The organism is Tepidimonas aquatica (assembly GCF_007556585.1).
Lineage (GTDB): Bacteria > Pseudomonadota > Gammaproteobacteria > Burkholderiales > Burkholderiaceae_C > Tepidimonas > Tepidimonas aquatica.
Genome location: NZ_VJNA01000043.1, coordinates 1 through 14,089, shown reverse-complemented (window position 1 = coordinate 14,089; position 14,089 = coordinate 1). Strand labels below are relative to the sequence as shown.

Below are 14,089 nucleotides of genomic sequence, written 5' to 3'. Positions count from 1 at the left end.
GACCAGCCTCCGCCCGCTTGAGCGCGTCGATGATCTGGCTGTCAGTGAAACGCGATTTCTTCATGGTAGAGATTCTCCTTCGAGACTCTCTACTTCTCAGCGCACTGGTTTTGCGGGGGGATTACCCCTCGAACCACTCGGGCATGAAGGCGGTCAGCATCGCCACGGCGGTGCCGCCCTGCATGGCGACGTGATCGTCGACGAAGGCGCCGTAGATCAGCGGATACAACTGGCCGTCCAGCGCCAGGTTTTGCGCCACGAACAGCTCGAACGGGTCACGCACGACGAAGGTGTCCTCGACGTAGCGGCGCAGCGGCTGCCAGACGGGGTCGTTCAGCCAGGCTTGCCGACCCGCTTCCAGCGTGTCCGGCCCCTCCAGCGTCAGGCCCAGGCGCGTGAGGTACTGTGCCGCACCCAGGTGATCCAGCCCGTGCATCATCGCCGGAGCCGTGAAAGCGGTGCCATAGCCGTAGGCGCACACCGAGGCGTTGTTCATGTTGCCGCCCCAGGCCACGTGGCGCAGCGGCATCAGCACGCGGCAGGCCAGCTCGCGCACCGCGGCCGACATCTTGTCCACCAGGCCGCGCTGCTCGACGAACTGGTAGTTGGCCTCGATGGCGTCCTGCTGGCGCGCGCGCGCCATGGTCCAGCTCGCGTAGTAGAACTGGCGCGGATCGCGCAGCTTGTACCAGTCGCTCATCACCACGCGCGTGCGCCGCGTGTCGAACAGCTCGTGGTCCGGGTCCCAGGTCGGCCGGTAGTGGAAGTTGGTGCTGGGCTGTGCGCCCAGCGTCGCTTCCTCGTAGCGGCTCGGGATCTTGCCTTCGCCGATGTAGCGCGCCACGTGTTCGTAGGTGGCGCGCAGCGGCTCGATGGTGCGTGTGCGGATGTCGATCGTCATCGCTCAGGTCTCCTCGTCGTCTTGGGGGGTGGGCTCGTCGGGTTTGGGCTCCAGGAACGTCACCGCGTTGCGCGCGCAGAACTCCTCGAACGCGGCGCGCGGCAGCACCAGCTCCACGCTCAGCTCCGGCCAGCCGATGGCAAAGTCGAACTCGACGAAAGCGCCGCGCTCGGCCGTGACGCGCACGAAGCGGCGCGTGATGTCCACGGCCGGTGCGACGGGGGACGCCAGGGACGTTGCCGGGGAGGGGTGGGGTGGGAGCAGCATGGCGAAAGACGCGGGTACGCGGGTGACGCAACCCCCACCTTCTTGCAGGGTCCGTGCCATGCGGTGGCAAAACGCCAAAAATATCGATAAATCTAGGGAAATCCCTGATGCGAGAACCTCTTTGAGCCTCGGGATTGCCCGGTGCGAGCTGGCGCGATCGGGGGTCAACGGGCAGCCGCCTGGTCCGCCAAAGGCTTATGCTGCAATGCAGTGTGATCTTATGAGCCAATCGGTCCAGAGCCGGCGGCTGAAATCAGCCACTGCATGGCCGGGTTTACCCGGATTGGCCGGAAAACATGTTTATCGATAATCATCGGGGTGACCCGGTGCTCCCCCCTGCCCTTGCCCCGCGACGACGATCTGCGGCGCCTGATCCACTTTTCGGCGCACGACGGGCGCATTTGGCTGGCCGGGCAACGCATGCCTGCTGCGGCTGGAGGATTTGCAACGCCAGGTCGAGACCCTGCGCTCGTCCCTGCAGGCGCCCGACGATCCGGGGGGCTGGTCGGCGAGTCCCCGGCATTCGCCCGCGCGATGGACCTGCTGCGCAAGGCCGCGGTGACCCAGGTGACGGTGCTGCTCACCGGCGAGACGGGGGTCGGCAAGGAACGCTTTGCGCGGGCCTTGCACGCGCTCGGCCCCCGGGCTGCCGGGCCGTTCATTGCCGTCAACTGCGCGGCGCTGCCCGCCGATCTGATCGAAAGCGAGCTGTTCGGCGTCGAGCGCGGGGCGTACACGGGGGCGCACGCGGCGCGGGCCGGGCGCTTCGAGCGTGCCGATGGCGGCACGCTGTTTCTGGACGAGATCGGCGACATGCCGCCGGCGGCGCAGGCCAAGCTGCTGCGGGTCCTGCAGGACGGCGAGGTCGAGCGCCTGGGGGGCAACAGCGCCCGGCGCGTCGATGTCCGGGTGGTGGCGGCCACCCATGTGGATCTGGAGGAGGCCGTGGCGCAAGGCCGTTTTCGCCGCGACCTGCTCTACCGCCTCAACGTCTACCCGATCCGCATCCCGCCCCTGCGTGAGCGGCTGGAGGACATCGAGCCGCTGGCCCGCCACCTGATCCGCCGCTTTGCGGCGCAGCACGGCAAACACACCATCGGCCTGTCCGACCGCGCGCTCGATGCCATGCGCCACCATCCCTGGCCGGGCAATGTGCGCGAGCTGGAAAACCTCATCGAGCGCGGCGTCATCCGGGCGCCGTCCGGCACCCGCATCGACGTGGAGCACCTGTTTCCCGCGCTGGCTCCCGCTGCCGAGGCCGTCGTCGGGTCGAACGGGCGGCTGCAGCCGCCTCCCTGTGCCGACATCGGCACGCTGTTCGACGAGATCCAGCGCCGCGGCCTGGACTTGAGCCGGCTGGAGCAGGCCCTGATCGACGAGGCGCTGCAGCGCGCCGGGGGCAACCTGACCTCGGCCGCGCGCAGTCTGGGGCTGACCCGCGCCCAATTGCGCTACCGGCGCGCGCACCGCGACGGAGGTGCCAATGAGTAAACGCCGCGTGCCACGCGAAGCCGCCGACGCTTCTCCCGCCGGGCCGCGCACGCTCATCGAACAGGCCTACGTCCGCTTGCGCGACGACATCGTCGAGCGCCGTCTGTTGCCCGGCGAGAAGCTGCGCATCGAACACCTGCGGGCCCGCTACGGGGTCGGGGCCGGTACCCTGCGCGAGGCCCTGACGGCGGCCTACCGCGAGTTGAGTGCCTGCCCCGTCAGCCCCGAGCACCGCAAACGCTGGGAAGCGCTCAACGCGCGTTTTCACGAAGTGCTCATCGCCGGGCGCCCTTCGCCCTGGACCTTGCGCGTGTGGCGCGTGCTCGCCCGGCACGGCGAACGCTACCGCAGCCAGGCGATCGCACTGCACGCCGCGCAGGGCCGGGACGTGGACGCCGAGCACCGCCAGATCTACGAGGCGGCGCTGGAGGGCAACGAGGCCCGGGCCGCGCTCGCCCTGGAGGCGCACATTCGCGCCACCCTCGATCTGCTGGCGCGGGCGGGGCGCAGCACGGCGGCCAGCCCCGCCCCGCCGCCGGCCGCCCTCGCCGCCGCTCAGCCCTGAGCGCGGCGCTGCAGCACCTCGAAGGCCGGCAGCGTCTTGCCTTCCAGCACTTCCAGAAAGGCGCCGCCGCCGGTGGAGATGTAGCCCACGCGGTCGGTAATGTGAAATTTGGCGATCGCCGCCAGCGTATCGCCGCCGCCGGCGATGGAGAAGGCATCCGAGTGCGCGATCGCCGAGGCCAGCATCTTGGTGCCGCCGGCGAACTGGTCGTACTCGAACACGCCCAGCGGCCCGTTCCAGACGATGGTGCCCGCGTGCGCGATGATCTCGGCCAGCCGCGCCGCGCTCTTGGGGCCGATCCGAGCGTCAAAGACAAACGCCCAAGGCCCGGCGTCGAGGCGCGACATCGCGTGCGACGCGGCGCGCGGCCGGGCGGGCGAAAGGGCAGGCATGGCAGGACGAATCCGGTGGTGGCTGGCGGGCGCGGCGGTCGCGCTGGCGTCGGGGGCGGTGCTGTGGGCGCAGCGCCCGACGCCCGTGCGCACCTTCACCCTGGCCGAGCGGCCGGTGCAGACCTCGGTGGTGGCCACGGGCCGCGTGGCCCCCGCCCGCGAGACGACGCTGGCCAGCACCCTGACCGGCCGCGTCGTCGCCACCCCGGTGGCCGAGGGCACGGCGGTGCGCGCCGCGACGGTGCTGGTGGCGCTGGAGGCCGACGAGTGGCAGGCCGCGCTGGCCCAGGCCGAGGCGCAGCGCCAGGACGCCCGCGGGCAATGGGCCGAGGCCGAGCGCCAATGGCAGCGCCAGCGCGAGCTGCACGCCCAGGGGTTTTTGAGCGCGGCGGCCCTGGATGCGGCCGACCGGGCCCGGGATGCCGCGCGACGGCGGTTTGATCAGGCCGAGGCGGCGGTGCAGCAGGCCCGCGCCCGGCGCGCCCAGGCGACGGTGCGCGCGCCGGCCGATGGCGTGCTGTTGGCGCGACTGGTGGAGGTGGGCGATGGCGTCACCCCTGGCAAGGCGTTGCTGCGCTTTGCGGTGGAGGGCACGCCCCGCATCCTGCTGGATCTGGACGAGCGCGACCTGGGCGCGCTGGCGGTGGGCCAGCCCGCTGCGGTGCGGGCCGACGCCTGGCCCGATCAGCGCATTGCCGCCCGGGTGCAGCGCCTGGCCGCGCAGGTGGACGGCGCGCGCGGCACGGTGGAGGTGGAGCTGACCCCGACCGAGGACGCCTCGCGGCTGCTGCCGGGCATGACCGTGTCGGCGGAAATCATCACCGGCGCACCGAAACCGCGCCTGCTGCTGCCGCTGACCGCGCTGCGCGACGGGCGGTTTCAGACCGCGCTCATCCTCGGCGGCGTCACCGTCGGCGTGGCGGTGGTCGTCTACATCACCGCCATCATCAACGGCTTGCAGGCCAACATCATCGACCGCACGCTCTCGGCCCAGGCGCACGTGGTGCTGCGGCCGGCCGAGCGCGTCAACCAGCGCGCGTGGGGCGCCCGGGACTCGGCCGATGGCGTGGTCACCCTGGCCGATGTGCGCAAACGCACGCAGCGCGAAGCCACCGTCGCCGATGCCCCCGCCGTGCTGGCCACGGTGCGCGCGGTGCCGGGCGTGGCGGCGGCCGCGGCGCTGGCGGTGGGGCCGGGGGTTGCGCAGCAGGGCGGTGTGCGCAAGGCGGTTTCGCTGCTGGGGGTGGAGCTGGCGGGCTACCAGCAGGTCATCCGGCTGGACGACAAGCTGCGGGCCGGCGTGCTGGCGCTGCAGGCGGGCGAGGCCCTGATCGGCACCGAGCTGGCGGCGGACCTGGGCCTGACCCCCGGCAGCCGCCTGCGCCTGCAGTCGGCCGCGGGCGAGTCGCTCTCGGTGCGCGTGGCGGGCGTGCTGGACTATGGCATCCAGGATCTGAACCGCCGGCGCGTGCTGCTGCCGCTGCGCGATGCCCAGAGCCTGCTGGGTTATGGGCTGGACGTCACCGAAATCGACGTGCGCGCAGAGCGCCTGTTCGACGCCGAGGCGCTGGCCGCCGACCTGCGCCGCGCGACCGGGCTGATGGCCGACAGCTGGCAGGCGGCCAACGGCCAGTTGGTGACGGCGCTGCGCAGCCAGAGCGCCTCCAGCCTCATGATCCGCGCTTTCGTCACGGTGGCCGTGGCGCTGGGCATCGCCAGCGTGCTGGTGGTGTCGGTGGTGCAGCGCCAGCGCGAGATCGGCATCCTGCGCGCCATGGGCACGCCGCGGCACCGCATACTGGGGGTGTTCCTGCTGCAAGGCGGCATCGTCGGGCTGGGCGGGTCGCTGCTGGGCGCGGGGCTGGGCGGCGCGTTGGCGGTCGGCTTCACCCGCATCGCCCGCAATGCGGACGGCAGCCCGCTGTTCCCCATCGTGCTGGGGGCGGAGCTGTTCGTGTCCACCGCCGTGCTGGCCACCGCCGTGGGGGTGCTGGCCGCGTGGTTGCCGGCGCTGCGCGCGTCCCGCCTGGATCCGTTGAAGGCCATTCGTGGCTGAGGTGCTGCGCCTGCATGGCGTGCGCAAGCGCTACGGTGGCGGTGCCTCCCCGGTGGTGGAGGTGCTGCACGGCATCGACCTGACGCTGGCGGCCGGCGCGTTCGCCGCGCTGGTCGGGCCGTCCGGCTCCGGCAAATCGACCCTGCTCAATCTGATGGGCCTGTTGGAAGCCCCCTCGGACGGCGAGATCTGGTTGGCGGGCGAGCCGGTGCACGCAGCGCCCGACGCCGCCCGCACGGCGCTGCGCAACCGCTATCTGGGCTTCGTGTTCCAGTTCCATCACCTGCTGCCCGCCTTCAGCGCCGAGGAAAACGTGCTGATGCCCGTGCTGGCCGGGCGCGGGCGCCTGAGCGCGGACGACCGCCGCCGGGCCCGCGCGCTGCTCGAGCGCACGGGGCTGGCCGCCCATGCGCACAAGCGCCCGGTGCAGCTCTCGGGCGGGCAGCAGCAGCGCGTGGCCATCGTGCGCGCGCTCATGAACCGCCCGCGCCTGGTGCTGGCCGACGAGCCGACCGGCAACCTCGACACCCACACCGCCCAGGAGGTGTTCGCGCTGCTGCGCGAGCTCAACCGCGAAGAGGGCACCGCCTTCCTCATCGTCACGCACGACCCCGGGCTGGCGGCACGCTGCGACGGGCAGATCCACCTGCAGGACGGGCGATTGATCGAGCCGGATGGGGCGGGGGTGGTCACCGCTGCGGCCACCGCACCCCTCACCGCTCAATAGGCGGTCGCGGCGCGGGCGGCCTGGTCGTAGCGGCCGCTGAGCTGGCGCAGCGTGCGCGCCACGTCGGCCAGGCGCTGGTTCTCGTCCTCCGCCCCGGAGAACCCCGGCATCAGGCAGGCCTCGCGCACCGCGCGGTAGCGCAGGCACAGCGCATGGCCGGCGTCGGTGGTGGCGTAGAACACCTCTTTGCCGCGTTTGGTGCCGGCCACCAGCCCCATGCCTTGCAGCTTGCGCACCGAGTACGACACGACGTGCGCGTCCTCGATGTTGAGCACGAAGGCGATGTCCGACAGGCGCTTCGGCGTGCGGCGGTGGTTGATGTGGTGCAGCACCAGCACGTCGGTGGGCGTCATGTCCTTGACGCCGGCGGCGCCCATGCAGCGGATCAGCCAGCGGTTGAAGGCGTGCGCGGCGATGATGAGGCCGAACTCGAACTCCGACAGCTCCGGCGACTTCTCGGAGACCAGGTGCGCGGACGAGACGATCGGCCGGTCCGGCGAGGGGGGCTCGACGGCGGGTAGCGGCGCGGCGGGGTCGGCGCGGGACGAAGGGCGGACGGAAGAGCGAGCGCGTGTCATGGCGCCGATCCTACCCCCGGCCGCCCGGGGTTACCCGGGCACCGCGGGTAAACCATAACGACGTGACGTTAATAAAACGTTGACATTTTATCGACGTGCTGTTACCGTTCGGGCACCGACCGCGCCGAGCGCGACGGTTCCTCGGCCCCCGCTTTTCCGTCGTCACAGGAGAGAGTCCGATGCGCGTCACCCTTGCCACCTTCGCCGCCGCCGCCACGCTGACGCTGGCCCACGCCACCGCCGCCGCCCAGAGCGTCAAGTGGGACATGCCCATCGCCTATCCGGCCGGCAACTTCCACACCGCCAATATCCTGATGTTCGCCAAGGACGTCGAGCGCGCGACCGGCGGCAAGCTCTCGATCACCGTGCACGAGAACGGCTCGCTGTTCAAGGCGCCGGAGATCAAGCGCGCCGTGCAGAGCGGCCAGGCGCAGATCGGCGAGGTGCTGATCTCCAACTTCTCCAACGAGAACCCGCTGTTCGGCATCGACTCGATCCCGTTCCTGGCCACCAGCTATGGCGACGCGCGCAAGCTGTGGCAGGCGTCGCGCCCGGCCGTCGAGGCGGCGCTGGACAAGCAGGGTCTGAAGGTGCTGTACGCGGTGCCGTGGCCGCCGCAGGGCATCTTCAGCGCCAAGCCGATCGAGTCGGCCGCCGACCTGCGCGGGGCCAAGTGGCGCGCCTACAACCCCAACACCAGCCGCATCGCGCAGCTGGTCGGCGCGCAGCCGGTGACGATCCAGGCCGCCGAGCTGACGCAGGCGCTGACCACCGGGGCGGTCAACGCCTTCATGACCTCCGGCGCCACCGGCTACGACAGCAAGGTGTGGGAGCAGGTCAAGTACTACTACGACGTGGCGGCGTGGCTGCCCAAGAATGTGGTGTTCGTCTCCAAGCGGGCGTTCGACGCGCTGGACAAGCCCACCCAGCAGGCGCTGCTGAAGACCGCGGCCGACGCCGAGGCGCGCGGCTGGCGCGAGAGCGAGGAAAAGACCGCCTGGTACCTGGAGCAGCTGCGCAAAAACGGCATGACGGTGAGCAAGGGCTCGCCGCAGCTGCAGGCCGACCTGCGCAAAATCGGCGAGACGATGATCGAGGAGTGGACGCGCCAGGCCGGGGCCGAAGGCGCGGCGGTGCTGGCCATCTACCGCAAGTGACGGCGACGTGCCCGAGCCCGCGATGAAGGCCCTCAACCGCCTGTTCGACCTCGCCGCCTGGCTGGCGGCGGGTTTTCTGATCGGCACGCTGGCGATGGTGCTGCTCGGCATCGCCGGGCGGCTCTGGCCTGCGCTGGCGCTGCCCGGCTCGGACGCCTACGCCGGCTACTGCATGGCCGCAGCGGCGTTCCTGGCGCTGGCGCCGACGCTGCGCCGCGGCGAGCACATCCGCGTGATGCTGGTGCTGCAGCGCCTGCCGGTGCCGGCGCGGCGCGCGGTGGAGCTGGCGGTGCACGCGGTGGGCCTGGCGCTGGCCGGCGGGCTGGCGTGGTTCTCGCTGCGGCTGGTGTGGCAGAGCCACGCCTTCCACGACATCTCCACCGGGCTGGACGCCACGCCGCTGTGGATTCCGCAGCTCGGCATGGCCGCGGGCACGGTGCTGCTGGTGCTGGCGCTGGCGGTGCAGTTCGTCGAACACCTGCGCGGCCAGCCCGCGCCCGCTGCGCCGGGCGACGAGCCCGCGCGCATCGAATGACGCTGCGGGGGACAAGGCTATGGATCTGCTGATTACCGGGGTGCTGATCGGCGCCTTGCTGCTGCTGCTGGCGGCCGGGGTCTGGATCGGCCTGGCGCTGATTGGTGTGGCCTGGATCGGCATGGCGCTGTTCACCCAGCGCTCGGTCGGCGACGCGATGGCGCTGACCATCTGGGGCTCGGCCTCGTCGTGGACGCTGACGGCGCTGCCGCTGTTCATCTGGATGGGCGAGATCCTGTTCCGCACCCGGCTGTCGGAGGATTTGTTCCGCGGGCTGGCGCCGTGGCTGCAGCGCCTGCCGGGGCGGCTGCTGCACACCAACATCCTGGGCAGCACGCTGTTTGCGGCGGTGTCGGGCTCGTCGGCGGCCACCTGCGCCACGGTTGGCAAGATGACGCTGCCCGAATTGCAGCGCCGCGGCTACCCGGATGCGCTGAGCCTGGGCACGCTGGCCGGCGCCAGCACACTCGGGCTGCTGATTCCGCCGTCGATCATCATGATCGTCTACGGCGTGACGGCCGAGGTCTCGATTGCGCGCCTGTTCGTCGCCGGCATCGTGCCGGGCTTGCTGCTGGCCGGGTTGTTCATGGGCTACGTGATCGTGTGGTCGCTGCTGCACCCGCAGGCCATCCCGCCCGAAGGCGAGCGGCCGACGCTGGCGGACAAGCTGCGCGCCAGCCGCCACCTGTTGCCGGTGCTGCTGCTGATCGGCGGGGTGCTCGGCACCATCTACACTGGGATTGCCACCGCCACCGAGGCGGCGGCTGTTGGCGTCGTCGGCGCGCTGCTGATCGCCGCGGCGCAGCGGGCGCTGACCTGGGCGACGCTGCGCGACAGCCTGCTCGGCGCGGTGCGGCTGTACTGCATGATCGCGCTGATCCTGGCTGGCGCGGCGTTCCTGACGCTGGCGATGGGGTATCTGGGTCTGCCGCGCCATGTGGCCGCATGGATCGGCTCGCTGGGGCTGGAGCCGTGGCAGCTCATCGCGGCGCTGACGCTGTTCTTCATCGTGCTCGGCTGTTTCCTCGACGGCATCTCGATCGTCGTGCTGACGATGGGCGTGCTGTTGCCGACCGTGCAGGCCGCTGGGCTGGACCTGATCTGGTTCGGCATCTTTATCGTGATCGTCGTGGAGATGGCGCAGATCACGCCGCCGGTGGGCTTCAACCTGTTCGTGTTGCAGGGCATGACCGGGCGGCAGGTGACGGAGCTGGCCCGCCACGCGGCGCCGATGTTCGTCATCATGGTGTTGGCGGTGGTGTTGCTGACCGCCTTTCCGGAGCTGGTGACGTGGCTGCCGCAGCGCATGGCGGGCTGAGCCTGGCGCCGCGCCTGCTGCCGTTGGGCGACGCGGCCTGGACGGTGGAGTTCGGCGCGGCGATCGACCCGGCGCTGCACGCGCGCGTGCTGGCGCTGGAGGCGGCGGTGCGCACCGCGCAGGCCAGCGGCGCGCCGCCGTGGGACGCGGTGCAGGACGTGGTCCCGACCTTCCGCTCGCTGACCGTGCACTACGACCCGCTCGCCGGGGGCGCCGGTGACGGGGTGGCGCTGGGGCGGGCGCTGCTGCTGCTCGCGCAGCACGCGGGCGCGGCGCCGCCGCGCGGGCGGCGCTGGACGCTGCCGGCCTGCTTCGACGCGGCGCTGGCGCCGGATCTGGCGGCGCTGGCGGCGCGGCAGGGCCTCACCCCCGCCGCGGTGGTGGAGCGGCTGCTCGGCGTGGAGCTGCGCGTGTATCAGATCGGCTTCATGCCGGGCTTTCCCTACATGGGCGGGGTGCCGCCGGCGCTGCAGGTGCCGCGCCTGCCCACGCCGCGCAAGGCGGTGCCCGCGGGCTCGATCGCGCTGGCGGGCGCGATGGCTGCGGTCTACCCGTGGGAAAGCCCCGGCGGCTGGCACCTGGTGGGCCGCACGCCGGCGCCGCTGTGGGACCTGCGCCGCGATCCGCCGGCGCTGCTGGCCAGCGGCGACGTGGTGCGCTGGCGCGCCATCGACGCCGCCGAATACGAGCGACTGCGGCAGGCCGCGCAGCGCGGGGTGCTGGACGTGGCCGCTTGGTGCGACGCGCCGGCGGAGGCCGCCGCGTGAGCGCCGCGCTGCAGGTGCTCGACGGCGGCGTCGGCACCACCGTGCAGGATCTGGGCCGGCGCGGCCGGCGCCACTGGGGCGTGGCGCTGGCCGGGGCGCTGGACCCGTGGTGGGCGCGCGCCGCCCACGCGCTGCTGGACAACCCGCCCGAGGCGGCGCTGCTGGAGCTGCGCCTGCTGGGGCCGCGCCTGCGCGCGGAAGGCGCCGCGGTGCGCGTCGCGGTGGTGGGCGACGTGGCGGCGACGGTGGAGCGCGCCGCCGGCGCGCGGCAGCCGTTGCCCGGCTGGTGCAGCGTCACGCTGCAGCCCGGCGACGCGCTGCGCCTGGGGGCGGTACAGGGGCTGGCCTACCTGGCGGTGGCGGGCGGCCTCGACGTGCCGCTGGTGCTGGGCAGCCGTGCCACGCACGAGCGCACCGCGATGGGTGGGCTGCAGGGCCGCGCCCTGCGCCCCGGCGACCGGCTGCCGTGCGCCGCGGCGGACGCCGACCCCGGCGTGGAGCGCCGCGCCGACCCCTTGCCGGACGACGACGGCCCGATCCGCGTCCTCTGGGGCCCGCAGGACGACCACTTCACCCCGGCGGCGCGTGCGCTTTTCGTGCAGGCCGACTGGCGCCTCACGCCGGAGCGCGATCGCATGGGCATGCGGCTCGTGGGCCCGGCGCTGGAGCACTTGACCCCTGCGCACGCGGACATCGTCTCCGACGGCGTGGCGCCCGGCGCGATCCAGGTGCCCGCCAGCGGCCAGCCGATCGTGCTGCTGGCCGACGCGCAGACCGTGGGCGGCTACCCAAAGATCGCCACCGTCATCCAGGCCGACCTGGGCCGGCTGGCGCGTTGGCCGGCGGCGCGGCCGCTGCGCTTCTTGGCCGTGACGCTGGAGCAGGCGCGGGTGGCGTTGCACGCGCGCCGGGACGCCTGGGCCGCGTGGGCCGCGCGGCGGCAGGCGTGGCGCCCGCCCGGCTATCTGGACGAGGCGCGGCTGTACGGCGCCAACCTGATCAGCGGCGTGCTGCGCGCCGCGCTCGACGACGCCCCGTGGGCGGGGCTGGAGGAAGGTGAATGACCCCCCGAACCCCTTGCGTGGACCTGAACGCCGATCTGGGCGAGAGCTTTGGCGCCTGGACGATGGGCGACGACGAGGCGCTGCTGGCCATCGTCGGACGCGCCAACGTCGCCTGCGGCTTCCACGCCGGCGACCCGCTGGTGATGTGCCGCACCGTGCGCCGGGCGCGCGAGCGCGGCGTGGCCATCGGCGCGCACCCGGGCTTTCCGGATCTGCAGGGCTTTGGCCGCCGGCGCATGGACTTGGAGCCCGAGGAACTGCAGGCGCTGCTGATCGTTCAGATCGGCGCGCTGGCCGGCGTGTGCCGCGCCGAAGGGGCGCGGCTCGCGCACGTCAAGCCGCACGGCGCGCTCAACAACATGGCCTGCGCCGACGAGGCGCTGGCGCGCACCGTGGTGCAGGCGGTGCGCGCGTTCGACCCCGCGCTGCCGCTGCTGGCGCCGGCGTGCTCGGCGCTGGAGCGCGCGGCGCTCGCGCTGGGCCAGCCGGTGCTGCGCGAGGTGTTCGCCGACCGCGCCTACCAGGACGACGGCCAGCTCGTGCCCCGCCGCGAGCCGGGCGCCGTGCTGCACGACCCGGACGAGGCGGTGGCGCACGTGCTGGCGATGCTGCAGGCCGGCGGCCTGGTCACCCGCGGCGGGCGCGTGCTGCCGACCCCGATCGACAGCGTCTGCGTGCACGGCGACGGGCCGCAGGCGGTGCAGACCGCGCGCCGGCTGCGCGAGGCGCTGGCGCAGCGCGGCTGGCTGGCGAGCGCCGCCGGCGCCGTCGTGGCATGATGCGCGCCATGCGGGCCGCCGCCCGCCAAGGAGGGCCGAACGCAATGACCAACCCCGCGCTTGCCACCCCGACGCGCCGCCGCTGGCTGGCGTGGGCCGCGGCCGCGCCGCTGGCCGCCGCGCTGCCCGGCTGCGGCTACAACGAGTTTCAGCGTCTGGACGAAGAGGTCAACGCCGCGTGGGCCGAGGTGCTCAACCAGTATCAGCGCCGCGCCGACCTGGTGCCCAACCTGGTGGCCACGGTGCAGGGTGAGGCCAACTTCGAGCGCGAGACGCTGACGCGCGTCATCGAGGCGCGCGCCCGCGCCACCGCGATCCAGGTCACGCCCGAGATGCTGCAGGACCCGCAGGCGCTGCAGCGCTTCCAGGCCGCGCAGGGGGAGCTGGGCGGCGCCCTGGCGCGCCTGCTGGTGGTGGCGGAGCAGTACCCCAACCTGAAGGCCAACCAGGCGTTTGCCGACCTGCGCGTGCAGCTTGAGGGCACCGAAAACCGCATCGCGGTGGCACGCAACCGCTACATCCAGGCCGTGCAGCGCTACAACACGCTGGTGCGCAGCTTTCCCACCAACCTGACGGCGATGGTGTTGGGCTACCAGCCCAAGGCGGGTTTTGCCCCCGGCAACGCCGCGGAGCTGGCGCAGCCGCCCAAGGTGGACTTCGGCACGCCCGGGCGCTGAGCAAGGCCGCCCGTGGCTGCAACCCCAACATGATGGTGCGTGCCCGCTGCCCCCAAGCACGGCCGACCGCGCTGGCGCGGTGGCTGGTCGCCGCGGTGGCGTGCGCCTGGACGCTGCTGGCGGGTCTGGTGGCGGCCCAGCCGTTGCAGCCTGTGCCACCGCTGAGCGCCCGGGTGATGGACTTGACCGCAACGCTGACGCCACCGCAGCGTGCGGCCCTGGAAGAGCGTCTGGCGGCTTTTGAGCGCCAGCACGGCAGCCAAGTGGTGGTGCTGATGGTGCCCACCACAGCGCCGGAGGACATCACCGACTACACCCAGCGCGTTGGCGACGCCTGGAAACTGGGCCGCCGCGGCGTTGGCGATGGGGTGCTGCTGGTGGTGGCCAAACACGACCGCCGCGTGCGCATCGCCACCACCAAGGCGGTCGAAGGGGCCTTGCCCGACGTGCTGGCCAGCCGCATCATCGAGCGCGCCATCGTGCCGCACTTTCGCCAAGGGGATTTTTACGCGGGCCTGCAAGCGGGCGTGGAGCAGATCTTGGCCGCGCTGGCTGGCGACCCCGCGCTGCCGCCGGTTCAGCCCGAGCCAGGGGCGCGCCGCGACGCACCGGTCGACATCGAGGGAGCGCTGGTGTTCGTGGCCGTGGCCGTACCCGTGATCGCCACCGTGGCGCGTGCGCTGTTGGGGCGGGTGTTGGGGGCCAACTTCGGTGGCAGCCGCGATGGCGTATTCACCGACCGCGTTGGGGTGCTGAGCAACGATTTCTTCGTGCACCTGACCGACATGGCTTACCGCTGGCAACCCGCCGGGCGC

The 14,089-nt window shown here is 72.5% G+C and carries 14 protein-coding genes and 2 pseudogenes; 12 read left to right on the top strand and 4 right to left on the bottom strand.

Annotated features, from left to right (window positions below; genetic code table 11):
• Positions 1-127: 127 nt before the first annotated feature.
• Together Taqua_RS12205 and Taqua_RS12200 are read right to left on the bottom strand one after the other, a co-directional pair.
• Positions 128-901: pseudogene (locus Taqua_RS12205) on the bottom strand (ferritin family protein); the annotation flags it as partial.
• A 3-nt stretch (positions 902-904) separates the two neighbouring features.
• Complete coding sequence (locus tag Taqua_RS12200; RefSeq protein ID WP_246094717.1) at positions 905-1,108, bottom strand: phenol hydroxylase subunit; 204 nt, start codon at positions 1,106-1,108, stop codon at positions 905-907.
• Between the two features lie 594 nt (positions 1,109-1,702).
• Between Taqua_RS12200 and Taqua_RS12195 the strand changes: the two genes are divergently transcribed.
• Both Taqua_RS12195 and Taqua_RS12190 read left to right on the top strand, forming a co-directional pair.
• A complete protein-coding gene (locus Taqua_RS12195; RefSeq protein ID WP_425472597.1) occupies positions 1,703-2,659 on the top strand; it encodes a sigma-54 interaction domain-containing protein in 957 nt (318 codons plus the stop codon).
• On the top strand, positions 2,652-3,224 hold the full coding sequence (locus tag Taqua_RS12190) for an FCD domain-containing protein (protein ID WP_144326876.1): 573 nt from the start codon (positions 2,652-2,654) through the stop codon (positions 3,222-3,224). Before Taqua_RS12195 ends, Taqua_RS12190 begins: the two co-directional genes overlap by 8 nt.
• Here Taqua_RS12190 and pgk read toward each other — a convergent pair.
• Positions 3,215-3,523 (bottom strand): annotated as a pseudogene (gene pgk, locus Taqua_RS12185) (phosphoglycerate kinase); the annotation flags it as partial. The gene Taqua_RS12190 and the pseudogene pgk overlap by 10 nt on opposite strands.
• 91 nt (positions 3,524-3,614) lie before the next feature.
• Between pgk and Taqua_RS12180 the strand changes: the two are divergent.
• Together Taqua_RS12180 and Taqua_RS12175 are read left to right on the top strand one after the other, a co-directional pair.
• A complete protein-coding gene (locus Taqua_RS12180) occupies positions 3,615-5,672 on the top strand; it encodes an efflux RND transporter periplasmic adaptor subunit (RefSeq protein ID WP_185969625.1) in 2,058 nt (685 codons plus the stop codon).
• Complete coding sequence (locus Taqua_RS12175; protein ID WP_144326874.1) at positions 5,665-6,399, top strand: ABC transporter ATP-binding protein; 735 nt, start codon at positions 5,665-5,667, stop codon at positions 6,397-6,399. Before Taqua_RS12180 ends, Taqua_RS12175 begins: the two co-directional genes overlap by 8 nt.
• Here Taqua_RS12175 and Taqua_RS12170 read toward each other — a convergent pair.
• Complete coding sequence (locus tag Taqua_RS12170) at positions 6,393-6,977, bottom strand: winged helix DNA-binding protein (protein WP_082955371.1); 585 nt, start codon at positions 6,975-6,977, stop codon at positions 6,393-6,395. The two genes, Taqua_RS12175 and Taqua_RS12170, sit on opposite strands and share 7 nt — an antisense overlap.
• Positions 6,978-7,156: 179 nt before the next feature.
• Here Taqua_RS12170 and Taqua_RS12165 point away from each other — a divergent pair, with 179 nt between their 5' ends.
• The 8 genes from Taqua_RS12165 to Taqua_RS13745 all read left to right on the top strand — a co-directional run.
• Positions 7,157-8,134, top strand: a complete 978-nt coding sequence (locus Taqua_RS12165; RefSeq protein WP_144326873.1) for a TRAP transporter substrate-binding protein — start codon at positions 7,157-7,159, stop codon at positions 8,132-8,134.
• Between the two features lie 22 nt (positions 8,135-8,156).
• Complete coding sequence (locus tag Taqua_RS12160) at positions 8,157-8,669, top strand: TRAP transporter small permease (protein WP_143969281.1); 513 nt, start codon at positions 8,157-8,159, stop codon at positions 8,667-8,669.
• 19 nt (positions 8,670-8,688) lie between these two features.
• Positions 8,689-9,987, top strand: coding sequence for a TRAP transporter large permease (locus Taqua_RS12155; protein WP_144326872.1), 1,299 nt, complete (start codon positions 8,689-8,691; stop codon positions 9,985-9,987).
• The gene (locus Taqua_RS12150; protein WP_221933943.1) at positions 9,960-10,754 is read left to right on the top strand and encodes a 5-oxoprolinase subunit B family protein; all 795 of its coding nucleotides are present in this window, start codon (positions 9,960-9,962) and stop codon (positions 10,752-10,754) included. Before Taqua_RS12155 ends, Taqua_RS12150 begins: the two co-directional genes overlap by 28 nt.
• Positions 10,751-11,818 (top strand): 5-oxoprolinase subunit C family protein, encoded by a 1,068-nt coding sequence (locus tag Taqua_RS12145; RefSeq protein ID WP_144326871.1) that lies wholly within the window; start codon positions 10,751-10,753, stop codon positions 11,816-11,818. Before Taqua_RS12150 ends, Taqua_RS12145 begins: the two co-directional genes overlap by 4 nt.
• Positions 11,815-12,597, top strand: a complete 783-nt coding sequence (locus tag Taqua_RS12140; protein WP_143969284.1) for a LamB/YcsF family protein — start codon at positions 11,815-11,817, stop codon at positions 12,595-12,597. Before Taqua_RS12145 ends, Taqua_RS12140 begins: the two co-directional genes overlap by 4 nt.
• A gap of 44 nt (positions 12,598-12,641) precedes the next feature.
• Positions 12,642-13,274 (top strand): LemA family protein, encoded by a 633-nt coding sequence (locus Taqua_RS12135; protein WP_144326870.1) that lies wholly within the window; start codon positions 12,642-12,644, stop codon positions 13,272-13,274.
• Positions 13,275-13,303: 29 nt separating this feature from the next.
• A partial coding sequence (locus Taqua_RS13745; protein WP_281287785.1) for a TPM domain-containing protein occupies positions 13,304-14,089 on the top strand: 786 nt, incomplete at its 3' end.